This window comes from Synechococcus sp. RS9902, from assembly GCF_014279635.1.
Classification (GTDB): Bacteria; Cyanobacteriota; Cyanobacteriia; order PCC-6307; family Cyanobiaceae; genus Parasynechococcus.
In genome coordinates this window covers 1792512-1814382 of record NZ_CP047949.1, presented here as the reverse complement: position 1 = coordinate 1814382, position 21871 = coordinate 1792512, and the positions used below count along the sequence as shown (strand labels likewise).

General features: G+C 63.2%; 21 protein-coding genes, 3 tRNA genes and 1 other RNA gene. 12 read left to right on the top strand and 13 right to left on the bottom strand.

Features of this window, described 5'->3' with window-relative positions; all coding sequences use genetic code 11:
* Positions 1-2: 2 nt before the first annotated feature.
* Entirely contained in the window at positions 3-1160 is a 1158-nt protein-coding gene (locus tag SynRS9902_RS10010; protein ID WP_186509017.1) for a PIN/TRAM domain-containing protein, read from the bottom strand.
* Between the two features lie 39 nt (positions 1161-1199).
* Here SynRS9902_RS10010 and hemW point away from each other — a divergent pair, with 39 nt between their 5' ends.
* Positions 1200-2405 carry a radical SAM family heme chaperone HemW gene (gene hemW, locus SynRS9902_RS10005; RefSeq protein ID WP_186509016.1) on the top strand — a complete coding sequence of 402 codons (1206 nt, stop codon included), beginning with the start codon at positions 1200-1202 and terminating at the stop codon, positions 2403-2405.
* Here the strand turns inward: hemW and panB are convergent.
* Positions 2317-3132 carry a 3-methyl-2-oxobutanoate hydroxymethyltransferase gene (gene panB, locus SynRS9902_RS10000; RefSeq protein ID WP_186509015.1) on the bottom strand — a complete coding sequence of 272 codons (816 nt, stop codon included), beginning with the start codon at positions 3130-3132 and terminating at the stop codon, positions 2317-2319. The genes hemW and panB overlap by 89 nt on opposite strands.
* A 43-nt stretch (positions 3133-3175) precedes the next feature.
* Here panB and ffs point away from each other — a divergent pair.
* Positions 3176-3273, top strand: an RNA gene (gene ffs / locus SynRS9902_RS09995) — signal recognition particle sRNA small type.
* 41 nt (positions 3274-3314) lie between these two features.
* Here ffs and ftsZ read toward each other — a convergent pair.
* The 5 genes from ftsZ to miaB form a co-directional block, all read right to left on the bottom strand.
* Positions 3315-4424 carry a cell division protein FtsZ gene (gene ftsZ, locus SynRS9902_RS09990; protein ID WP_186509014.1) on the bottom strand — a complete coding sequence of 370 codons (1110 nt, stop codon included), beginning with the start codon at positions 4422-4424 and terminating at the stop codon, positions 3315-3317.
* A 117-nt stretch (positions 4425-4541) separates the two neighbouring features.
* The gene (locus tag SynRS9902_RS09985) at positions 4542-5387 is read right to left on the bottom strand and encodes a cell division protein FtsQ/DivIB (protein ID WP_255446104.1); all 846 of its coding nucleotides are present in this window, start codon (positions 5385-5387) and stop codon (positions 4542-4544) included.
* Positions 5375-5785: a hypothetical protein gene (locus SynRS9902_RS09980; RefSeq protein ID WP_114988446.1), complete on the bottom strand. Its 411-nt coding sequence runs from the start codon at positions 5783-5785 to the stop codon at positions 5375-5377. The genes SynRS9902_RS09985 and SynRS9902_RS09980 overlap by 13 nt, the downstream gene beginning before the upstream one ends.
* Positions 5786-5808: 23 nt before the next feature.
* Positions 5809-6861: a D-alanine--D-alanine ligase family protein gene (locus tag SynRS9902_RS09975; RefSeq protein ID WP_186509013.1), complete on the bottom strand. Its 1053-nt coding sequence runs from the start codon at positions 6859-6861 to the stop codon at positions 5809-5811.
* 51 nt (positions 6862-6912) lie between these two features.
* Positions 6913-8307, bottom strand: coding sequence for a tRNA (N6-isopentenyl adenosine(37)-C2)-methylthiotransferase MiaB (gene miaB, locus SynRS9902_RS09970; RefSeq protein WP_186509012.1), 1395 nt, complete (start codon positions 8305-8307; stop codon positions 6913-6915).
* A 74-nt stretch (positions 8308-8381) separates the two neighbouring features.
* Here miaB and SynRS9902_RS09965 point away from each other — a divergent pair, with 74 nt between their 5' ends.
* Together SynRS9902_RS09965 and SynRS9902_RS09960 are read left to right on the top strand one after the other, a co-directional pair.
* Positions 8382-9470 carry a dipeptide epimerase gene (locus tag SynRS9902_RS09965; protein WP_186510607.1) on the top strand — a complete coding sequence of 363 codons (1089 nt, stop codon included), beginning with the start codon at positions 8382-8384 and terminating at the stop codon, positions 9468-9470.
* Positions 9470-10552, top strand: coding sequence for a DUF1611 domain-containing protein (locus SynRS9902_RS09960; protein WP_186509011.1), 1083 nt, complete (start codon positions 9470-9472; stop codon positions 10550-10552). The genes SynRS9902_RS09965 and SynRS9902_RS09960 overlap by 1 nt, the downstream gene beginning before the upstream one ends.
* A gap of 3 nt (positions 10553-10555) precedes the next feature.
* On the opposite strand, the gene SynRS9902_RS09955 is transcribed toward SynRS9902_RS09960, so the two are convergent.
* Positions 10556-10628 (bottom strand) — tRNA-His (locus tag SynRS9902_RS09955).
* Between the two features lie 84 nt (positions 10629-10712).
* Between SynRS9902_RS09955 and SynRS9902_RS09950 the strand changes: the two genes are divergently transcribed.
* Genes SynRS9902_RS09950 through SynRS9902_RS09940 form a run of 3 tightly spaced genes read left to right on the top strand, consistent with a single transcriptional unit; the run spans position 10713 to position 13747 of the window.
* Positions 10713-11102, top strand: a complete 390-nt coding sequence (locus SynRS9902_RS09950) for a DUF4359 domain-containing protein (RefSeq protein WP_186510606.1) — start codon at positions 10713-10715, stop codon at positions 11100-11102.
* The gene (locus SynRS9902_RS09945) at positions 11102-12379 is read left to right on the top strand and encodes an amidohydrolase family protein (protein ID WP_186509010.1); all 1278 of its coding nucleotides are present in this window, start codon (positions 11102-11104) and stop codon (positions 12377-12379) included. Before SynRS9902_RS09950 ends, SynRS9902_RS09945 begins: the two co-directional genes overlap by 1 nt.
* An 18-nt stretch (positions 12380-12397) precedes the next feature.
* Positions 12398-13747: an FAD-binding oxidoreductase gene (locus SynRS9902_RS09940; protein WP_186509009.1), complete on the top strand. Its 1350-nt coding sequence runs from the start codon at positions 12398-12400 to the stop codon at positions 13745-13747.
* Between the two features lie 3 nt (positions 13748-13750).
* Here the strand turns inward: SynRS9902_RS09940 and SynRS9902_RS09935 are convergent, their stop codons facing one another.
* The 5 genes from SynRS9902_RS09935 to murA all read right to left on the bottom strand — a co-directional run bounded on the left by SynRS9902_RS09935 (position 13751) and on the right by murA (position 18120).
* Positions 13751-14224: a pentapeptide repeat-containing protein gene (locus tag SynRS9902_RS09935; protein WP_244278601.1), complete on the bottom strand. Its 474-nt coding sequence runs from the start codon at positions 14222-14224 to the stop codon at positions 13751-13753.
* A 68-nt stretch (positions 14225-14292) separates the two neighbouring features.
* On the bottom strand, positions 14293-15507 hold the full coding sequence (locus SynRS9902_RS09930) for a folylpolyglutamate synthase/dihydrofolate synthase family protein (RefSeq protein ID WP_186509008.1): 1215 nt from the start codon (positions 15505-15507) through the stop codon (positions 14293-14295).
* A complete protein-coding gene (locus tag SynRS9902_RS09925; RefSeq protein ID WP_186509007.1) occupies positions 15508-16689 on the bottom strand; it encodes an aspartate aminotransferase family protein in 1182 nt (393 codons plus the stop codon).
* A gap of 13 nt (positions 16690-16702) precedes the next feature.
* Positions 16703-16785 (bottom strand) — tRNA-Leu (locus tag SynRS9902_RS09920).
* Positions 16786-16818: 33 nt separating this feature from the next.
* Positions 16819-18120 (bottom strand): UDP-N-acetylglucosamine 1-carboxyvinyltransferase, encoded by a 1302-nt coding sequence (gene murA, locus SynRS9902_RS09915; RefSeq protein WP_186509006.1) that lies wholly within the window; start codon positions 18118-18120, stop codon positions 16819-16821.
* A 149-nt stretch (positions 18121-18269) separates the two neighbouring features.
* On the opposite strand from murA, the gene SynRS9902_RS09910 reads away from it, so the two are divergent.
* From SynRS9902_RS09910 to trpC, 5 genes are all read left to right on the top strand, one after another.
* A tRNA-Leu gene (locus SynRS9902_RS09910) sits at positions 18270-18353 on the top strand.
* Positions 18354-18385: 32 nt separating this feature from the next.
* A complete protein-coding gene (locus tag SynRS9902_RS09905) occupies positions 18386-18634 on the top strand; it encodes a hypothetical protein (RefSeq protein WP_186509005.1) in 249 nt (82 codons plus the stop codon).
* 26 nt (positions 18635-18660) lie between these two features.
* Positions 18661-19494, top strand: coding sequence for an RNA methyltransferase (locus tag SynRS9902_RS09900; protein ID WP_186510605.1), 834 nt, complete (start codon positions 18661-18663; stop codon positions 19492-19494).
* Positions 19491-20933, top strand: a complete 1443-nt coding sequence (lpdA, locus tag SynRS9902_RS09895) for a dihydrolipoyl dehydrogenase (protein ID WP_186509004.1) — start codon at positions 19491-19493, stop codon at positions 20931-20933. Before SynRS9902_RS09900 ends, lpdA begins: the two co-directional genes overlap by 4 nt.
* A 40-nt stretch (positions 20934-20973) precedes the next feature.
* On the top strand, positions 20974-21861 hold the full coding sequence (gene trpC / locus SynRS9902_RS09890; RefSeq protein ID WP_186509003.1) for an indole-3-glycerol phosphate synthase TrpC: 888 nt from the start codon (positions 20974-20976) through the stop codon (positions 21859-21861).
* Positions 21862-21871 lie beyond the last annotated feature (10 nt).

Here is a 21871-nt window from a genome sequence, read left to right as displayed (position 1 = left end):
GCCTAGCCGGGGTCAGCGGGCTTGCGGTTGCTGGTTTTGGCCGGTTTTCCCTGACTTCTCGATTTGGATGAGGGCTTGGTGTCGGTTGATGCATCGTTCTCGTCCAACCGTGCAAACACCATGCGGCCGGTTGGGGTTTGCAGGGCACCGGTCACCACCACAGGTTTGCGTTGGCCGATCAGCGATTTCGCCTCGTTGACCACCACCATCGTTCCGTCATCGAGGTAGCCGACACCCTGGCTGTCCTCCTTGCCCTCTCGCACGATCTTGAGTTTGAGCTCGTCACCGGGTTGCACTTCAGGCCGCAACGCGATCACCAGCTCACTCAGATTCATCACCTTCAGGTCTTTGACCTGGGCCACCTGCGCGAGGTTGAAGTCTGCGGTCACCAGCGTGCCGCCGGTGTCGGATGCCAACTGCAGCAATCGGTCGTCCGTTCCCTTGCCGTCGTAACGGGTGCTGTTGATCACCAACCGCCGACCGTAGGTTTCCCGCAGATCCTTCAGAAGCTTCAGGCCACGTCGCCCCTTGGCCCGCTTTTCGATGTTGGTGGAATCCGACAGCTGCTGCATCTCATCGATCACCGATTCGGCAACGATCACCTGCCCTTCCAGCAATCCGCAGGCGAGCATGCCGCGGATCCGGCCATCGATGATCACGCTCGTGTCCAGGATCTTGGCCGTGGCGGGGGTCAGCACCCCATCAGCCACCAGCAGCGCCTCCGTGCTCGCGGGATTGAACAGGCGCAGCAGCGTGCGGCCGTGAACTTCCGCCAGGTTGCTACCGAGAATGCCAAAAAAGACATTGCTCACCACCGCCAGAAGGGGTTTGAGCAGAACAATTCCTCCGGAGAACGGAAGCAGCAGAACAGGCAGCAGCAGCAGGTTGGCCACCAGCAACCCCAGGATCAGGCCGACAGCCCGGCTCACCAGCAGATCGGTGGGCATGGTGCGCACCTGTTGCATCAGGCGCACCCGCAGCTTTTTGAACACCAGGCCTGCTATCAAGCCAATGCCACCGCCAGCTCCGCTGAGCTGGAGACGCAACTGTTCAGCATTGGTGGTTGCACTCACCAGGCCGTCGGGCAGCAAGTGAATCCCCATCCACCCGGCAGCTGCACCGGAAACCACAAACAGAAGCAGGATGAGCGGATCCACCATGGGTTCAGGTCGTGGCAGCTCGATCCGGATGCCAGAAGCATGCCTTATCCCATCCCGCCCCGCAGCGCCTACCTCCACATTCCCTTCTGCCACCGGCGCTGTTACTACTGCGATTTCGCCGTGGTTCCCCTGGGGGACCAAGCCCGAGCTGACAACGGGCCTGGCAGTCGCTCGATCCGTGAGTACCTGAGCTTGCTTCATCGGGAAATCGCCTCTGCCCCAGGGGGTCCTCCCTTATCCACCGTGTACATCGGCGGGGGAACGCCATCGCTGTTGTGCCCCGATCAGATCGGAGCACTGATCGATGCCTTGGCCAACAAATTCGGTCTTCAACCGGGTGCGGAAATCACCCTGGAGATGGATCCGGCCACCTTTGATGCCGCGCAGTTGGTCTCCGTTCTGGCCCATGGCGTGAACCGCATCAGCCTGGGGGGGCAGAGCTTTGATGATGCGGTGCTCGAGCAGCTGGGGCGTCGGCATCGCCAGAGCGACCTCCATGCGGCGATCGACTGGCTGGTTCAGGCCTGGCGCGATGGCGCGCTTCGGTCCTGGAGTCTCGATCTCATCCAGAACCTCCCGGGCCAGACCCTGGCCGGGTGGGATGCGCAGTTGGATCAGGCCATTGCCAGTCAGGCTCCCCATCTCTCGATTTACGACCTCTCGGTGGAGCCGGGCACGGTGTTTGATCGCCAACGAACGCTTGGCCTGTTGCAGCTGCCGGAGGACGACCTGGCCGTTGCCTTGATCGAGCGGACCACACAACGGCTGTCGGCTGCTGGACTCACCCGTTACGAGATTTCCAACCACGCCCGTCCGGGCCATGCCTCCCGTCACAACCGGGTGTACTGGAGCGGTGCCGGCTGGTGGGGTTTTGGCATGGGAGCGACATCAGCACCCTGGGGGGCGCGTTTGGCGCGACCCCGCACTCGCGCTGCCTACGCGGAATGGCTGGATCATCCTCCTGAGGAATCAGTCGCCGAGGCTGGACTCCCCCTGGATGATCAATTGCTGGTGGGTCTGCGGCGCCGGGAAGGGGTGACCCTTCAAGGTCTTGATGCCGATGCCCTGGTGCGCCGCTGGCAACCGTTCGTTGAGCGTGGATGGCTGCAGCAGCGGGCAGGCCGTTGGTGCCTCACCGACCCCGAGGGCATGGCCCTCAGCAATCAGGTGCTGATTGAGGTGATTCTGTGGTGGGAAGAGTGTTCTTCCGGGTCTGCTGGACCCAACCCTTCAACGCGTCGATGAACAGGCGGCGGCCATCCACCAGCGCTGGGCTGAAGGGAGGTTGTTTGGCGGTGAGCCCCAGCAGGTCTGCGGTGACGCGCACCTGGCCGTCGCAGCCGTCACCTGCCCCGATGCCGATCACCGGGATGGTCAGGGCCTGCTGCACCCGGCACGCCAGCTCGGCAGGAACATGTTCCAGCACAAGGGAGAAGCAGCCCTTCTGCTCGAGGGTGCGCGCCTGATCGACCAGGCGTTCCTGGCTGATGGCGTCCGTGGCCTGGCGCCGGTACCCCAGGCGATGCACGGCCTGCGGGGTGAGGCCCAGATGTCCCATCACGGGAATGCCCATGCGCACGAGACGGTCGATCACGGCGACAACCTCGTGTTCCGCCCCCTCCAATTTTACCGCCGCTGCGCTGGACTCCTTCAACAAACGCCCTGCAGCCGCCACGGCGCGGTCTTCGCCGCACTGGTAGCTGAGAAAGGGCAGGTCACAGACCAGCAGGGGCTGATCGGCCGGCATGGCCGTCAATCCCCGGGCGACTGCCTGGGTGTGATGGAGCATCTGGTCCAGGCTCACCGGGAGTGTTGTGGCATGGCCCAGCGCCACCATCGCCAGTGAATCACCGATCAGCAGCACGTCTGCACCGGCGGCCTCGGCCAGAGCTGCAGAGAGGCTGTCCCAAGCGGTGAGCACGGCGATGGGTTGGCCCTTCTGCTTGAAGCGGGTCAGATCAGAAGGACGCATGCAGCTTCAGAACCCCTCGGGGGCTCATTGCTAGCATTCGGCGGATTCGGGCCCATGCGGCTCTGACGCCCAAATCTGGTCAGGACCGGAAGGGAGCAGCCACACGGGATGCTCAGGGCAGGCGTGGGTTCCGGGTCACCACATTCAAAAGAGCTGTCAGACCGCGGGGTCTGACAGGGATCTCACAAGTTGCCGTTGTCCTGTTGCTGACGGCGACGCAGGAATTCAGGAATGCGGGCGCCGTTCTCTTCGGGCTCCCCACGATTCAGTATTCCGGGCATGGAGCGGCTGCGCTCGCTGCGGTACGGCTGCTTGTTCTCGAAGCCTGTAGCGATCACCGTCACGTGGATCTCCCCTTCGAGGGCCTCATCCACCACAGCGCCCACGATGATGTTGGCTTCGGGATCGACAACGTCGTAAATCACCTCGGAAGCAGTGGTCATGTCCTCCAGGGTCATGTCCTTACCACCGCTGATGTTGATCACACAGCCCTTGGCGCCATCGATGCGCTCGGTTTCGAGCAGCGGGCTTGCAATCGCGGCTTGGGCTGCTTCCACGGCTCTTGAGCGACCGGAACCGATGCCAATGCCCAGCAGTGCTGTGCCTGCTTCGGTCATCACGGAGCGAACGTCAGCAAAGTCAACGTTCACCAGGCCCGGGCAGGTGATGATGTCGCTGATGCCTTTGACGCCCATGCGCAGGACGTCGTCCGCACTCCGGAAGGCTTCCTGAAGGGGAGCTCCGCCGATGGCATCACGCAGGCGGTCGTTGGGGATCACGATCAGGGTGTCCACGTGTTCCGCCAACCGAGCGATGCCTTCGTCGGCCTGACGCATGCGACGACGGCCCTCGAAGCTGAACGGCTTGGTGACGATGCCGACGGTGAGTGCTCCGACTTCCCGTGCCACTTCGGCAACCACTGGTGCTGCACCAGTCCCCGTTCCACCGCCCATGCCAGCGGCAATGAACACCAGATCTGAGCCCTGCAGTGCATCGTGCAGATCCGTGCGGGATTCTTCAGCTGCCTTCTGGCCGATAGTGGGGTTGCCGCCGGCACCCAGTCCGCGGGTCAGGGTCTGCCCCAACTGCAGCCGTTGCTGTGCCTGCGACTGGATCAGGGCCTGGGCATCGGTGTTGAGAACGCGGTATCCAACCCCTTCAAGGTCGCTGAGGATCATGCGGTTCACGGCATTGCTGCCGCCACCTCCAACGCCGATGACCTCGATGCGGGCGGACTGGCTGGGCTGGATACCAGCTGCCGTGAAAGACCCTGAGCCGCTCACCATCTCCATCGTCGAGGCAGAACCGTTTGGTTGAGACGCATTATGTCTCTGAAGCCTGGTCTCGGCTTCAACAGATCACAAACCAGGCGCTGAGGTTGTGGTCTCCAGATTTTCAATGCGGTGGTCTCAGGATTGCGTCTTGAGATCTTTTGGGGCTGGTGGTGTCGGTAGTTGCAGTTCCGGTCGGTCGGGATTGCTGAGATCGAGGCTGCTTTGCTTTGCCCCGCGCAGGTGATTTGGCAACGTCCGGTTCAGATGGAGGATCGTTTCGATCTGGGCATTCAGGAGGGCCGGTTCGCCACCGAGATCAATCCGGCCCAGCTCGGTGGTGATCAGACTGATGTTGCCGTCGGGATCAAGCACGATGGCTTTCAGCATCCCGGCGAAGCGATTCCGTTGTTGCAGCAGCGCAGCAACCTGACCGCGTTGCGGGCTATTCCAGCCGCGCACCATGATCTCCGTGAGCGGATCTGCTATGGCGTCGCTCAGGGGAATCCATTCACCTGCGGCGTTGAGCAGCCCCCGTTCCCGTCCAGCGGGTCCCCGACGCTCAGCGCGTGCGATGGGAATCTCCGGCTTCAGGCTGATGACGAGGCGAGCGGGGAACATCCGGCGCTGCACGTGAGCGCTGTGAACCGGTAAGACCCCGACCAGTTGTTGTTCCAATTCCCTTGGACTCACCTCCAGCAGGGGTGAGGGAAAGCGCAGCCTGGCCGCCTCGATCACCTGATTGCTCTCAAGGGCAGCACCACCGGTCAGGATCACTGCCTCAGGGCTCCGCAGCGTCCAGCCGTGGCGCAGCAAGATCCAGCTGAATCCGCCACTGAGCAGCAGCAAGGCCACAAAGCGCCAGAGCTGAAGCAACAGGGTCTGGCGGCGCTGTCGGCGCAAGTCCCGGCGCCGAGCCACCTGCGCGGAGACCGGCCTTTGGGAGGATTTGTTGTTGGTCGAGACCCGGCTCACAGGTCGCATCGGGCCCGTGCCATCAGCTGCTCACCCCAGCTGCGCGCGCGGTCGGCATCAGAGAACGGCACATCCATCTGCAGATCTTTCCCGATGAGGCGCAGCCGACAACGCCCCTGGGATTCGTCGGTGAGGGGCGCATCACCGGACGCCAGCGACATCAGCTCCACAAGCTCGAGTTTGCAGACGTCAAACGAGCCCTGATCCTGAAAACTTCCCGCCTCGAAGCTGCTCCAGTGCAGTTCACCGTCTTTCAGACGGGCACCACCACAACCATCGAGCTTGGCGAGTTCGGAGCCTTCGGCCCAGGTGCGAAACAGGTTTTGGCGCCGCCGTTCCAGCCATCCGAGCGAAGCCAGCAGCACAAAGGCCAGCAGCAGAGGAAACCAGAGCAGTCCGTGGCTCATGGGTTAGGCGAAGGACGCTGCGTTCATTCTCCTGCGGTTTGGATCAGTTTGTGCACCAACTGTTCGAGTGTTACGCCGCTGGCTGCCCAGAGCATCGGGAACATGCTCTGGGCCGTGAAACCAGGCAGGGTGTTGATTTCGTTGATCCAGAGCTGATCGTTGGCGTCGTCGTAGAAGAAATCCACCCGACCCATGCCGTTGACGCCCACGGCAGCGCAGGCCTGCAGGGCCTGGGCGCGGATGCGGTCAGCCACTTCATCCGGCAGAGGAGCGGGAATCAACGTGGTGCTGCGCCCTGCGGTGTATTTCGTCTCGTAGTCGTACCAGTCCGCATCAAAACGAACCTCACCGATCACCGACGCTTCGAGCATGCGTCCCCCCAGGACGGCGCATTCCACCTCTCGGGCGTTGACGCCCTGCTCCACCACCAGCCTTGGATCGAGCGCTGCAGCCTGATTGAGGCCTGCTTCCAGTTCTTGGCGGGAACGCACCTTGCTGATGCCCACCGAGGAGCCGAGATTGGCGGGCTTCACAAAGCAGGGGTAGTTCAGTTCGCGTTCAATCCAATCCATGAGGGCCGATCTGCTGATCGCGTTCTCGAGTTCGGACGCGTGAAGGGCCACATAGGGCACCTGGGATAGGCCGGCGCTGGCGAAAGCAGATTTCATCGCCTGCTTGTCCATGCTGACGGCTGAGCCGAGCACGCCGGCACCAACGAACGGTTTGCCGGTCAGCTGGAACAACCCCTGAATGGTGCCGTCTTCTCCATTGGGACCATGCAGCACCGGGTACCAGAGGTCGACCGCATCACATCCCTCCGGGAACCCCTGGAATCCTGATGGGGGCAGAGGTGGGTTGAGCTCCGGTGCGGTTTCGGAGGCCAGGGTTGCCTCGGACAGATCTGTTCCCCACCAGCGACCATCACGGTCGATGTAGATCGGCTGCACCGTGTATCGCTCTCGGTTCTGCCCGCTGCGCAGGCCTCGGACGACGGTCGCCGCAGATCGGATCGACACTTCGTGCTCTCCAGAGCGGCCTCCAAAGACGAGCCCGACCGTGATGGGACTGGACGGCATGAATGCGGCGACCCCTGAGCGGTGGGAGCGCCAAAGGTATCAGCGTTGTGCTCAGTGGGGCAGGGGGCTGCCGCTGAGTGAAAAGGAGCGCACCGCATCGATGCGCACCGGCACGAGATCGCCCGCTTCGTAGGCACGACCATCCGCTCCGGTGGAGCTGAAGAAGGTCAGGCGATTGGTGCGGGTACGCCCCATCAGCTGCGATGGGTCCTTGGGGTTGATGCCCTCCGCCAGCACTTCTTCCGTGCGCCCCTCGTAGCGGGCATTGGCCATGCGGGCGCAGCGTTCCACCAGGGCATTGATTTCGCGCAGGCGTTCCACCTTCACCTCCTCCGGCAGCTGGTTGTCCCAATGGGCTGCAGGGGTATTGGGCCGGGGTGAATAGGCCGCTGTGTTCACCTGATCGAAGCCAATCTCCTCGATCAGATCGAGGGTGCGGCGGTACTGCGCATCCGTCTCTCCGGGGAAGGCAACGATCACATCGGCACTGAGGGAGGCATCGGGCATGCGCTCACGGATGCGGTCGATGATCCTCCGGTAGCGCTCAACGGTGTAGCCCCGGGCCATGGCCTGCAACACGTCGTTGTCCCCGCTCTGAAACGGAATGTGGAAGTGTTCGCAGAGCTTGGGCAGGTCGGCACAGGCATCGATCAGCCGCTCGGTGAAGTAGCGCGGATGGCTGGTGGCAAAACGGATCCGTTCAATGCCCTCCACGTCGTGGACGTGATGGAGCAGATCCGTGAGGGTGTGTTGGCGGCGACCCTCCGGCGTGATGCCCGGCAGATCCCGTCCATAGGCATCAATGTTCTGGCCGAGCAGAGTGATTTCCTTGTAGCCCTGGGCGGCAAGACCCTCCATTTCCAGCTTGATCGCCTGGGGCAGCCGTGATTGTTCCTTGCCGCGCACGGAGGGCACCACGCAGTAGGTGCAACGTTCGTTGCAGCCGTAGATCACGTTCACCCAGCCACAGATGCTGCTGTCCCGGCGGGCCGTGGTGATGTCTTCAAGGATGTGGTGGTCTTCGGTGGCGACCACCTGCTGACCGCTGTCCACCTGCAGCAGAAGGGTTTCAAGCCGATTGGCGTGTTGTGGTCCCATCACCAGATCCAGCTCCGGCACCCGCCGGAGCAGGGACTCGCCCTCCTGCTGAGCAACGCAGCCCGCCACCACCAGGGTGAGGTTGGGGTTGCTGCGTTTCCTCTGGGCCTGTCTGCCGAGGTAGCTGTAAACCTTCTGCTCGGCGTTGTCCCGGATGGTGCAGGTGTTGTAGAGCACCAGATCGGCATCCAGTTCGGCTGACGCTTCCCGATAGCCCATGGCCTCCAGGATTCCCGCCATCCGTTCGGAGTCCGCCTTGTTCATCTGGCAGCCGAACGTGGTGATCCAGTAGCTGCCGCGCTGGGGGTTGGCGGTGGCGTCAGTGGCGAGGGGGGCGGAGGCGACCAAATCTCTGGCTCAAGCCTTCTCAGTGTGAGTCACAGCGGTGTTGTGTCAGTTTGGAGATTGACAGCCGGATGGCGATGGGCTGGGCCCTCACACGGTTTTCGCTCACCAAGGCCGTGCCCCTCACGATCAGCCGGGGCACCACCGCTGCCGTGGTGCGGTTGGAGCTCAGGTTGGAACGTGATGGGCTGGTGGGCCGAGGCGAGACCGGGGGATTTGAGACCGGCCACCGAGCCTTTGCCCTTGAGGCTGTGGAACAGGAACTGCTGGGACTTTTGCCGCAACTGGAAGCTCTGGATCCCCACCGTCCGCAACGGTTTGAGCCCCTGCTTGCATCCCTGAGTCCCCCGGCCCGTTGTGCCATCGACTTGGCCTTGTGGGACTGGCATGGGCAACGGCTCGGCCATCCGCTGTGGCGGCTCTGGGGATTGGACTCAGCCGAGGGTGTGGCCACCAGCGTCACCCTGGGACTGGCTTCAGTGGATGCCGTGTTGGATCGTCTCGAACGCTGGTGGACGCAGCTGCCGGCGACGCGGGTGAAGCTCAAGCTGGGCAGCCCCGACGGCTTGGACCACGACCTCAACCTGTTGGGGGCGGTGGCTCAGGCCATCACGGATCGATCCCAGCGGCAGGGTGTGGCCATCGAACTGCAGGTGGATGCCAATGGCGGATGGACCGTGAATCAGGCCAGGCAAATGCTGGAGCCCCTGGCCGCACACCAGGTGGTGCTGCTGGAGCAGCCTCTGGCTCCAGACCTGGATCCCACGCAGGACACAGCGGGATTCGCGGCGCTGCACCCGCACTGTCCGATGGCTTTGGTGGCGGATGAAAGTTGCTGGGATCTGGAGGATCTGCTGCGCCTGGCCCCAGTGGTGGATGGCGTGAATCTCAAGCTGCTCAAGACCGGGGGGCTCAGTCAGGCCTTGTTAATGGCCCAAGTGGCGCAGAAGAAGGGGCTGGACCTGATGGTGGGTTGCTACTCCGACAGTTCTTTGTTGAACGGTGCAGCGGCCCAGATCTTGCCTCTGATTCGTTGGCCGGATCTCGACAGCCATCTCAACTTGGTGGATGACCCCTTTGTTGGCCTTGAGTTGCAGGACGATCGTCTGCGGCCTTCGGCGATGGCTGGATTGGGGATCCGCCAGGCAGGAGGCACAGCAGCGTGATGAGCGTGATTCAAGCGCCGTCGGGATTTCGGGAGATGCGGTTGGTGCTGCTCCAACACGGCGGTTTGGCCAGCCTCACCGGCAAGACCGGTCTGGCCATGCTCCGACACCGTGCTGGACCGATCGTCGCGGTGATCGATCCCGACCATGCGGGCCAGTCTCTGCAACGCGTCACCGGCATCGAGCGTGATGTGCCGGTGGTGGCGGACTTGTCTGCTGCTCTGCCCTACGCGCCTGAGGTTGCTGTGGTGGGCCTGGCTCCTTCGGGGGGGCGACTGCCTGATCCTGTTCGCCACGACGCCTTTGCGGCGTTGCGCGCAGGCCTTCATCTCGCCAGCGGACTCCACACCCGCCTGGCCGATGATCCCGAACTGGCAGACGCCTGCTGGCGCGACCGTTGGATCTGGGATCTGCGCCGGGAGCCGGAAGGCCTCAACGTTGGCCAGGCACGCGCCGCAGAGCTTCCCTGCCGGCGCCTTCTGGCGATTGGCACCGATATGGCTGTCGGCAAGATGAGCGCATGCCTGTCTCTCCTGGAGGCAGCCCAGCGCTCCGGGATCCCCGCGCGCTTTGTGGGCACAGGGCAGGCCGGAATTCTGATCAGCGGAGAAGGGGTCGCCCTGGATGCTGTGCGCGTCGATTACGCCGCCGGTGCGGTGGAGGCGGCGGTGCTTCGCGCGGCGGCGGCTCTGCCGGAGCAGGGTCTTGTGCTGGTGGAGGGTCAGGGATCGCTCTGCCATCCGGCCTCCACGGCCACGTTGCCCCTGTTGCGGGGCACGCAGCCGACGGCCCTGTTGCTCGTGCATCGGGCAGCACAGCAGGCCATCGATCGACTGCCTCAGATCCCGCTTCCAAGCCTTGAGGCCTTGGTGGCCACCACAGAATCCCTGGCGAGCTGGGCGCGGCCTGATGGGGCTGCTGAGCCAGCCAAGGTGGCCGCTGTCGCCCTCAACACCGCCCGCCTTGATGAGGCTCAGGCTCGAGACGAGGTGGAGCTCATCCGCCAGACGCTGGGTCTGCCCTGCACGGATCCGATCCGCTGGGGAGCAGAACCGCTACTCAGGGCTTTGTTGAGTTGTTGAGAGGGCGAGCGAGGGGATTCGAACCCCCGAATAGCGGCGCCACAAGCCGCTGCCTTAACCACTTGGCGACGCCCGCCGCGTCCATGAGAATCTACCAACACGAGCTGCAGCCTGCCTGGTGTCCCCTTCATCGCGTCCGCAAGGTCGGTCTGCTTTGGCGATGTTGGCGGGGGGGATTGCAGCGGTCGGGGTGCTCTCGCTGGTGATGTCCAACCCGTCGTTGGAGGACTACCAAGCTCACGCCGGTGATCAGCTGGTCCAGTTGGGCACCAAGGAACTGTGCGACGAGCCGACCCTGCCGATGGTGCTGCGTCTCTGGATTCGCAATTGCCCTGAGCTAATTGCCTCCCAGCGGGATGCACTGGCGGCGTTGGCGGGTCAGTTCACCACCCGTCGAAACTTGTTGGTGGCCAGTCTGTATTCCACCCGGATGGAAAGGAAAGAGATGCTGCCCGGTCTGCGCCTGCCTGGTTTTGAAGTGCTCAGCCTTGGTGTGGCTGGTCGTTTCGTGGTCCTCAGCACCGATGCCAGCAACGGTGCTGAGCGGTGATGGACGTCCCGTCGCTTGAGTCCAAGCCGGGGAGTGGCGTCCTTGAGGCCTGGGCGCCCCTGGGACTGCTGGATTTCGCCCCTTCAACGCCCTTGCCGGAGGTTGAGAAGCAAGGGCTGACGCCCGTGCGTCTGGCCTGGGAGCAGGGGCGTCTGCGGGAGCCCCAGCCCCTGGCTGCCGAACGCGTGCCACCGTCTCGAATGGTGTTGCCGCGCTTGGTCGACTGCCATGTCCATCTGGACAAGGCCTACACCTGGCAGGAGCATCCCAACCTCAGCGGCAGCTACGGGGGTGCCCTGGAGGCCAACCTGCGGGAGCACAGCTCCCGAACCGTGGCCTGCGTGCTTCAACGCGGAGAACGCGCCATGGAGAGAGCATTCGCCCATGGGCTGCGGGCCATGCGCAGCCATGTGGACAGTGGTGGCCCTGGTGCTGAGCCCAGCTGGGATGCCTTGCTCACCCTGCAGCAGCGCTGGCGCCGCCGCATCGACTTGCAGCTGGTGGCGCTGGTGCCCTTGGAATTCTGGTGTTCAGCTGAAGCGGATGCTCTGGCGCGTCGTGTGGCCGCCAGTGGCGGCTGCCTTGGTGGTGTTCTGACACCTCCTTGTGGATCGGCAGTGGTCACGGAGCAGTTGGAGGTGTTGTTGCGCCTGGCTGATCGCCACAACTGCGGCGTCGATCTGCACATCGATGAGGCGGATCACGGTGCGGCGCAGGGCATGGTTCAGCTGTTGAAGGCCCTGCTGCGCGTGCCGGTGCAGGTTCCCGTCACCTGTAGCCATGCCAGCAGTCTTTCCCTTCTGCCGGCGTCATCTCTGGCGCGGTTGGCAGAGCGCATGGCAGCAGCGCAGCTCAGTGTGATTGCCCTGCCCCTGACCAATGCCTGGTTGCTCGCACGGACGGACGATGCCACCCCCCTTCAGCGTCCGCAGGCCCCGATCCGTCAGTTGCAACGTTCCGGTGTTCCGGTGGCGGTGGCGGGTGACAACGTGGCCGACCCCTGGTTCCCGGGAGGCGACTTCGACCCCTTGGCCCTGCTGGCCGCATCGATGCCGTTGACTCAGTTGTTGCCCTGGCAGCGTCTGGGCCTGGCCCCTTTCACCACGGCACCGCCGGCCATTCTTCAACTGGAATGGGATGGGGTGCTGCGGGCCGGCGCCCCTGCCGATCTGATCAGCATGGAGGGCCAGGGATGGTCGGACCTGATCCGTTCTGCTCCGCAGCGTCAGGTTCTCGTGGACGGCCACTGGCAGTCGTCACCAGGCGCTAGACCCTGACCAGTGTTCCGCCACGCCATGGGTCGCGCCGAAGCCTTGATTGCCCTGCGGCAAGCCCTCAGCGTTGATCCGGAACTGGAGTTGTTGGATGAACCGGGGGAGCTGCAGCGCCATTCCCGGGACGCCTTTGAGTACTCCCCCGTGCTGACGCCGCGGCTGGAGGCCTGCCGTGCTGAGTTGGTGGTGCGTCCGCGCACGGTGGATGCCGTTGAACGGCTGGCTTCGGCCTGCGCCGAGCACCAGGTTCCCTTAACCCTGCGCGGCTCTGGGACAGGGAACTACGGCCAGTGTGTGCCTCTGCAAGGCGGCGTGGTGATGCTCACCACGGCCCTGCAGCAGATCCGCTCGATTGATCCGATCACCGGGGTGGTGACCGTGGAACCGGGCTGTGTGATGCGCGATCTGGATCAGGAGTTGCGCCGCCATGGACGCCAGCTGCGCTTGATGCCCAGCACCTGGCGCAGCGCCACCATTGGCGGCTTTGTGGCAGGGGGCTCTGGGGGCATCGGTTCCCTGCGCTGGGGCTTCCTGCGGGATCCAGGTCATCTGCTCGGGTTGGAGATCGTGCCGCTACGCCCCGATGCCCGGCGCCATCAACTCGGCGAGATGGATGCGGAGGCTTTGAATCACGCCTATGGCACCAACGGCATCATCACGGCCCTCAGCCTGGCCACAGCTCCAGCGGTCAACTGGCACCAGGTGAGCGTGGACTGCGAGCACTGGGAGCAGGCGATTGAGCTGATGCAACGGATCGCTGCCTCGGCCTTGGATCTCCATTTGGCGAGCCTGCTGGAACAGCCGCTGTTGCCCCGGATGCCCAGCTGGGGTGGTCCTGCCGTCTCGGCGCACCGGCTGCTGTTGCTCGTTGCCCCCGATGGGCTCAACAGCCTGCAACAGATGGCGCAGTCAGCTGGCGCCATCCTGCGGGATCTCGGCCCTGAGGATCTCTCCGGGGGCAAGGGCTTGCGCGAGCTGAGCTGGAACCACACCACCCTGCATGTGCGGGCTTCAGAGCCGGGATGGACCTACCTGCAGATGTTGTTGCCGCAACCGGAGGCCCCAGCGATGGCGGCCTTGAAGCAGCGCTGGGGTGATGCCCTGCTCTGGCATCTCGAGCTTGTGCGTCAGCAGGGCTGTCCTCGGCTGGCGGCTCTGCCGCTGGTGCGTTGGCAGGGGGCAGATCAGCTGAACCGGTTGATGGACGACTGCAGGGCCGCGGGTGCCGTGTTGTTCAACCCCCACGTGATCACGGTGGAAGACGGCGGCCTTGGCGTTATCGATGCCGATCAGGTGGCGGCCAAGCAGCGCTTTGATCCCGAGGGCCTGCTCAATCCCGGCAAGCTTCGAGGTTGGCAGGAGCGCTCCTGAGGATCAGCAGCCCAAGCTGTCGAAGGTGGAAACTCCGGTGCTGGGGTTGATGCCATCGGCCTCGCTGCACAGCCGGCGTTGATCATCACGATCGAGCAGGGCATCCGTGAAATCGGCCCCCTCGATCTGAGCGTTGCTGAAGCTGCTGCCTGACGCAATGATCCCCGTCAGCACGGCATTGCGTAGATCGGTGGCGACGAAGTCGGCGCGATCCATCAGGGCGTCGGAGAGGTCAGCTCCCTGGAAATCAGCTTCGGCAAAGGCCCCTTGGGTGAGGATCGCGCCATGCAGGTTGGCGCCCCGGAAGTTTGCTCCGCGGCCCACGGCTCCGGCGAAGGATGTGTTGGCCAGGTTCTGCCCCTCGAAGTCGCCGTTGCTCTGGTTGGTGAGCGTGTAGTCCACCTTCTCCTGGAACAGGGCACGATCCTGCAGTCCCACCCCAGCTGAGGTGTCCAAGGCCGGGGCCGGCGTTGCCATGAGCAGGAGGGGCAGGAGAAGGCCCAGCAACCGGGAGATTCGCAGCACAGTTCACGCCCAAGCTGTGCTCACTCTGCCGTTACAACGCCGCGAGCGAACAGGTCACCGATCAGATACAGCGATCCGGCAACAATCGGCATCGGTGTCGGCCATCCATTTCTGCTGAGCTGGTGCAGCACACTTTCGAGGCCGTCGGCCTCCTGCAGCTGGTGCTCGAGCTGGGGCAGTGCCTGGAGGAGGGCCGAACGACTCCAGCTCCTGTGGCTCGGCACCGGAATGATCCAGGCCTGGTCCTGGGGCTGCAGCAGCGTCTGGAGCATGGCGACAGCGTCCTTATGGGCTTGAATCCCCAGGATCCAAACAACACCGTTGCAGGCACCACTCCACTGGCTGCGTTCTTCGGCCAGCTGCACTGCGGCCGGTGGATTGTGGGCTCCATCGAGGCGAAGCGTGTGGACGCCCCAATGCACGGTTTGCAGGCGACCGGGCCAGTGGGCGGTGGCGAAGCCCTCCTGAATCACCGCCTCAGGTAACGACCAGCCCAGGCCCGAGAGGGCTTGCAAAGCACCGAGGGCCACAGCGGCGTTGCTGCGCTGAATGGCGCCGGGCAAGCCCAGTTGCCAGCTTGAATTCAGCGGCTTCACCCAGTGGAGGGTGGCCTGCTGAGTGCGGCAGGTTGTTTCCAGGACTTCCTGCACTTCAGGGGCTTGGGCGCCACTGATCACGGTGGCCTGAGGCGGGATCGCTGCCGCTTTTTCGGTTGCGATGGCGGTGAGGCTGTGTCCCAGGTGCTCGCAGTGGTCCATCCCAATGCTGGCGACAGCCACCACAGGACGGCAGGGATGGGCCGTGGTGGCATCAAGCCGTCCCCCCAGCCCCACTTCCAGCACCAGCAGGTCGCAGGCATGCCGGTGGAACTCCAGCAGGGCGGCGGTCACCAGCAGTTCAAACGGGGTGAGCCGATGCCGTTCGCTCAGCGGCTGGAGCGCCTGCAACCGGCTGCGCAGGGTTTCAATCGCAATGGGGGTCCCCTTGATCCGGATGCGTTCACACCAGCTCACCAGGTGAGGGGAGGTGGTGACCCCGCAGCGGAGGCCGGCGGCACAGAGGGCTGATTCCAGAAAGCTGACGATGGATCCCTTCCCGTTGGTGCCCAGCACCTGAATCGCGGGAATCGTCCGACAGGGATGGTTGAGTTCGTGCAGGGCCGCATCCATGCGATCCAACTGCAGATCCATGCCACGCAGGTCGAAGCGTGGGATCAGATCAGACAGATCGTCCACTCAGCTGAGGCTGGAGAGGGTTGCCGCCAGACGGCGCAGCAGCTCGCGCACCTCGCGCTTGTTGATGGTCAGTGGGGGCACCATGCGCAGCACCGAGGGGCCGGCCGCCACCAGCAGCAGACCGTGGTCGATGGCGGATTTCGCCAGTGCGGGGGCCGTCCAACTGCTGCCCTCCCGGATCACGATGCCCTGCAGCAGTCCCCAGCCCCGCACGCCTTGCAGGTGCTCGGGGAAACAGTTCACAAGCTCCTGGAGCCCGTCGCGCAGTTGTTCGCCTCGGGCTGCGACGTTGGTCAGCAGATCTCGTCGTTCGATTTCGGTGGCCACCGTCAATCCCGCCCGGCAGGCAAAGGGATTCCCACCGAAGGTGCTGGCATGGTCGCCGGGTTCAAACACATCAGCTGACGCGTTCACCAGCAGAGCACCAATGGCGTGACCACCGCCCAGGCCCTTGGCCAGGGTGAAGGCGTCAGGGGTGATGCCCAGTTGCTCATAACCCCAGAGGCGGCCACTCCGCCCCATGCCCACCTGCACCTCATCAAGAATCAGTAGGATGTTTCGTTCCGTGCAGATCTCGCGCAGGCGTGAGAAGAAAGTGCGGTCTCCAGGGTTGACGCCACCCTCTCCTTGCAGGGGTTCAACCAGAACGGCCGCGATTGAGGGACCGGACTGTTCGTAGCGGTTGATCAGGGCTTCGAGGGCCTTCAGATCGTTGTAGGGGAAATAATCAAACCCGGTCACCATGGGCTCAAAACCCTTGTGGTACTTGGGTTGACCGGTGGCGGTGACCGTCGCGAGCGTGCGGCCATGGAAGCTGGCTGCTGCCGTGAGGATCACCGGCTGTTCTATGCCGCGCCGTTGATGGCCGTGTTTGCGCGCCAGCTTGATCGCGGCTTCATTGGCTTCGGCGCCGGAATTGCAGAAGAAGACGCTGTCGGCACAGCTGTTGCGCACCAGCCAGCTGGCCAGCTCTTCCTGTTCCGGAATCCGATAAAGGTTGGACACATGTTGGAGCCGTCCCAGCTGCTTGCGCAGAGCCCGCTGCATGGCCCTGTCGCTGTGGCCCAGGGTGCAGGTGGCAATGCCAGCAACAGCATCCAGGTAGCGCCGCCCTTGGGTGTCCTTGACCCAGCAGCCCTTCCCCTTTGCCAGGGCCAAAGGGAAGCGGCCGTAGGTGTTCATGACGGCGGAGGGATGGGAGCCGGGGGACTTGAACCCCCAAGACCAGTGGCCGGCTGATTTTGAGTCAGCTGCGTCTACCAATTCCGCCAGGCTCCCGCACAGGGATTGTATTGATTGAAGGGCCCCTTTTCAGAGGATGTTGCGCTTCACCTCAGCGCCGGCAGCGCTGAGCTTGGCTTCGAGGTCGTCGTAGCCCCGATCAAGGTGCTTCAGACCAGCCACTTCGGTGATTCCTTTGGCGGAGAGGCCAGCCAGCACCATGGCAGCGGCTGCACGGAGGTCGGTGCCGGTGACGGGCGCCGCGCTCAGCTGAGCCACGCCTTCAACGATGGCTGTGCTGCCCTTGAGCCGAATCGATGCCCCCATGCGCTGCAGCTCGGCCACATGTTGCAGCCGGTTTTCGTAGATCTTCTCGCTGATCACGCTGGTGCCCTTCGCGGTGCACATCAGGGCCATGAACGGTGCCTGAAGATCGGTTGGAAACCCAGGAAACGGTTGGGTGGTGATGTCCACGGCCGTTATATCGCCGGGGGTGATCGTCACGGCTCTCCCCTTGATCTCGATGGAGCAGCCGCAATCGCGAAGCTTTTGGATCACAGCGCTGAGATGCTCGGGAATCACGGGCTCCACCACCAGTGGTGAGCGCGTGATGGCGGCCGCCATCAGGAACGTTCCGGCTTCGATGCGATCCGGGATCACCTGATAGTTGGTGCAACCACGGAGCCGCTCCACCCCTTGAACGGTGATCACCGGGCCGCCAGCGCCGCTCACCTGGGCGCCCATGCTGTTGAGCAGGTTGGCCAGGTCCTGCACTTCAGGTTCCTGAGCAGCGTTTTCGATGGTGGAGACCCCATCGGCCAGCACCGCTGCCATCAGAATGGTTTCGGTGGCGCCAACGCTGGGGCAGTCGAGCACGATCTGAGCGCCTGTCAGGCGTTTTTTGCTGCCGGGCACTGAGGCCGTGACAATCCCGTGCTCCACATTGACGACGGCGCCGAGGGCTTTCAGGCCGCGGATGTGTTCAACAACGGGACGAGCCCCGATGCGGCATCCCCCTGGAAGGGGGACCCGCGCGTGTCCCAGGCGTCCGAGCAGGGGGCCAATACTGAAAAAACTGGCGCGAAGGCTGTTGACCAGCTCGTAGGGAGGGGCCGAGCCATTGAGCTCGGCGGCGGTGAGGCGAATGCAGTCCGACTGCCTGTCGACCTGAACCCCCAAAGCTTCAAGGATGGCGCTCATGCCATCGATGTCTGTGAGAGAGGGAATGTTGGTCAGCTCAATGGTCTCCTCACTCAGGAGGCTGGCTGTCATCAGCACCAGGGCGGAGTTCTTCGCGCCGCTGACGCGAAGCGTTCCCTTCAAGGCGTGTCCGCCGCTGACATTGAGGCGTTGCTTGAGACTCTCCTGAGACGCTTCTGCAACGGCCATCATCGATGAGCTGATCCCCTATGTCCGGATTTTGGCAATAGTCTTTGAGACCGTCTAGACGGCCGGCGTCCAAACTGGACAGTTTGTTGCGGGGCCGGGGCAGCCACGGATCGGCGATGCCTTATGTTCATCCGGTCGAACACGACACGCCAGCGGATGTGGCGGAATTGGTAGACGCGCTAGTTTCAGGTACTAGTGGTGGCAACATCGTGGGAGTTCAAGTCTCCCCATCCGCACTAACTTTGTCGGGTATCAGCTCTCGACAACCATGATCGTTCTCAAGATCTCCAACGCTTCGGAAGTTGTTGCTTCCAAGGTTGGGAAGTTCCTTGAGCTGCTCACTCCTGATTCCATCGATCACACCACCGTTGAGGATCAAGTGATCAAGAAGATGATCGAAAACCTTGCGGCGGAGGGAATCAAGGGTGAGATCGCAGCCATCAACGGCCTTGAGTTGGATGGCGAAAATCTGAGCGTTCACAAAGGCCTGAAGGTGCGCAAACACGCAGCGTTCTGAGTCGTTCCCTGGATTCCTCCTCTCCCCTGATCAGCAGCCGACGCAATCCCCTGGTCAAACGGCTGCGAACCCTGGCCACCCGTGCGGGGCGAGAGGCCGAGGGGCTGTTGCTTCTTGAGGGCACCCACCTGTTGCAGGAAGTTCTCAGGCAGGGCAACGCGCCCAAGGAAATCATCGCGACCGAAGCCTGGTTGCAAGGTCATTCTGCCCTGGCTGCACGTTGTTCTCAGGCGCGATGGCGGATCGTCACCGATGAGGTGTTGCGGGCTGCGCTCACAACAGTCACACCCGATGGTGTTGCCTGCCTGAGCCCCCTGGATCGACTGCCCACTGTCCCTCCAGAGCTGGATTTTCTCCTTGTGCTGGATCGGATTCAGGATCCTGGAAATCTGGGCACATTGCTGCGCACAGCCCTCGCGGCTGATGTCAATGCGGTCTGGATGGGAGCTGGTGTTGATCCCCTCGGCACGAAGGTGTTGCGGGCCTCGGCCGGTGCTCTGCTTCAGCTGCCGCATCAACGCTTTGGCCCGAGCGAAGCGATGGCGATTTCACAGCTTCAGCAGGAACTGAAGCAGCTGGTGGCCTTGGGTGTGAAGGTGGTGGCCACCCTTGTGCCCGATGCGACCAAGGCTGACCCCCCTGTTCCCTATTGGGATCTCGACTGGACGCTGCCGACGGCGCTGGTGCTGGGAACCGAGGGGGCAGGTCTGCATCCTGACCTGCAGGCTTGCTGCACCCATGCCGTCACGCTCCCCCACAGCGCACGGGTGGAATCCCTGAATGTGGCGTCTGCCGCTGTTCCTCTCCTTCTGGAGCGGCGAAGAGCGACAATGACCGCCACATCGCAGCAGTTCGGGTGAGCGACGCCAGCTTCGACTTCGACGTCATTGTTATTGGAGCCGGCTACGGCGGCTTCGACGCTGCCAAACATGCCGCCGAACACGGCCTGAAGACGGCGATCGTTGAATCCCGAGATATGGGTGGCACCTGTGTGAACAGGGGCTGTGTTCCCTCCAAGGCGCTGCTGGCTGCCAGTGGAAAAGTGCGGGAACTGGCGGACGACAAGCACCTCGCGAGCTTTGGAATTCATGCTGCTCCTGTGCGGTTCGAGCGGCAGAAGATCGCTTATCACGCCAATCAGCTGGTTCAGACCATTCGCACCAACCTCACCAAAACCCTTGAGCGGGCAGGGGTGACGATCCTCCGAGGCCACGGCCGTCTAGAGGGCAGCCAGAAGGTGGGGCTGCGGGAGCCCAGCGGGGTGGACAGGGTGCTGACCGCCAAGGACGTGATCATCGCCACGGGGTCTGATCCCTTTGTGCCGCCAGGCATCGAAACCGATGGCCGCACGGTGTTCACCAGCGACGAAGCCATCAACCTGGAATGGCTGCCCCGTTGGATCGCCATCATCGGCAGCGGTTACATCGGCCTTGAATTCGCTGATGTGTACACCGCCCTCGGTTGCGAGGTGACGATGATCGAGGCCATGGACAAGGTGATGCCCACTTTTGATCCCGACATCGCCAAGATCGCTGGGCGTCATCTGATTGATGGTCGCGATATCGATGCGCGTTCCGGTCTGCTGGCCCGCAAGGTCACCCCGGGCTGTCCCGTGCAGATCGAACTGGCTGATTTCAACAGCCGTGAACTGGTGGAGACCCTTGAGGTGGATGCCGTTCTGGTGGCCACCGGGCGTGTTCCCAGCAGCAAGGGCCTCAACCTCGAGTCACTCAATGTGGAGACGAATCGTGGCTTCGTCCCGATCGACGATGCCATGCGCGTTCTGGTCAACGACCAACCTGTTCCCCATCTCTGGGCCGTCGGCGATGTGACCGGCAAGCTGATGCTGGCCCACACGGCTGCTGCCCAAGGCACCGTTGCGGTGGACAACATCCTTGGCCATGGGCGCGAGATCGATTACCGCAGCATTCCGGCAGCCACCTTCACCCATCCCGAGATCAGCTCTGTTGGCCTGACCGAGGCGGATGCCAAAGCTTTGGCGGAGAAGGATGGCTTCCAGCTCGGTTCCGTTCGCAGCTACTTCAAGGCCAATTCCAAAGCTCTGGCTGAGCTGGATAGCGATGGCCTGATGAAGTTGCTGTTCAACAAAACCAGTGGTGAAGTGCTTGGCGCCCACATCTATGGACTTCACGCCGCCGACCTGATCCAGGAGGTGGCCAATGCCGTTGCCCGGCGCCAGAGCGTGCGTCAGCTCGCCACCGAAGTGCACACCCACCCGACCCTCAGCGAGGTGGTGGAGGTCGCTTACAAGCAAGCTGCCGCCCAGCTGGCCGCCTGATCCCGTCCCGCTTTTTTCGTTCCAGTCTTTTCCCTCTTCCATGGAGATCCGCCGTCGTCCCCCCAACCCCAAGGTGCGGGTGGCCCATCTCGAATATGCGGTGCCCCACGACGACGAGGAACCGCGTCACATCCTCGAGAAGATTGTCTGGGAAAAAGATCGTGAGATCGATGCCGCCCGCGACAAGGTTCCCCTCGACAACCTGAAGCAGCAGATTGCCAAGCTTCCCTCCACCAAGGATTTCCTGGAGGCGCTTCAGGCGGCCGCCACGAAACCTGCGGTGATCGCTGAGGTGAAAAAAGCGAGCCCTAGCAAAGGGGTGATCCGTGAGGATTTCGATCCGGTGGCGATCGCCAAGGCCTATGCCTCTGGCGGTGCAAGTTGCCTCTCGGTGCTCACCGACAAAACCTTCTTCCAGGGCGGCTTTGATGTCCTGGTGCAGGTGCGTCAGGCCGTAGACCTGCCTCTGCTCTGCAAGGAGTTTGTGCTGAGCCCCTATCAGCTGTTCCAGGCCAGGGCGGCCGGAGCTGACGCGGTGCTGCTGATTGCTGCCATCCTTTCGGATCAGGATCTTCGTTATCTCAACAAGGCTGCGGCGGCTCTGGGCCTCACCGTGTTGGTGGAGGTTCACGACGCCACCGAAATGGACCGTGTGCTGAACATTGGTGGCTTCCCCCTGATTGGAATCAACAACCGTGATCTCACCAGCTTCGAGACGGATCTGGCCACGACCGAACGGCTGCTGGTCGACTTCAATGACCGGTTGAACCAACAGGGGGTGCTGCTGGTGAGTGAATCGGGTCTGTTCAGCCGGGCCGATCTCGACCGCGTGCAAGCCGCCGGTGCGGGAGCTGTGCTGGTGGGGGAAGCCCTGATGCGCCAGCCGGATGTTGAAGCTGGTTTGGTGCAGTTGATCCAGCCCGGTTAAGGCCGTTCCT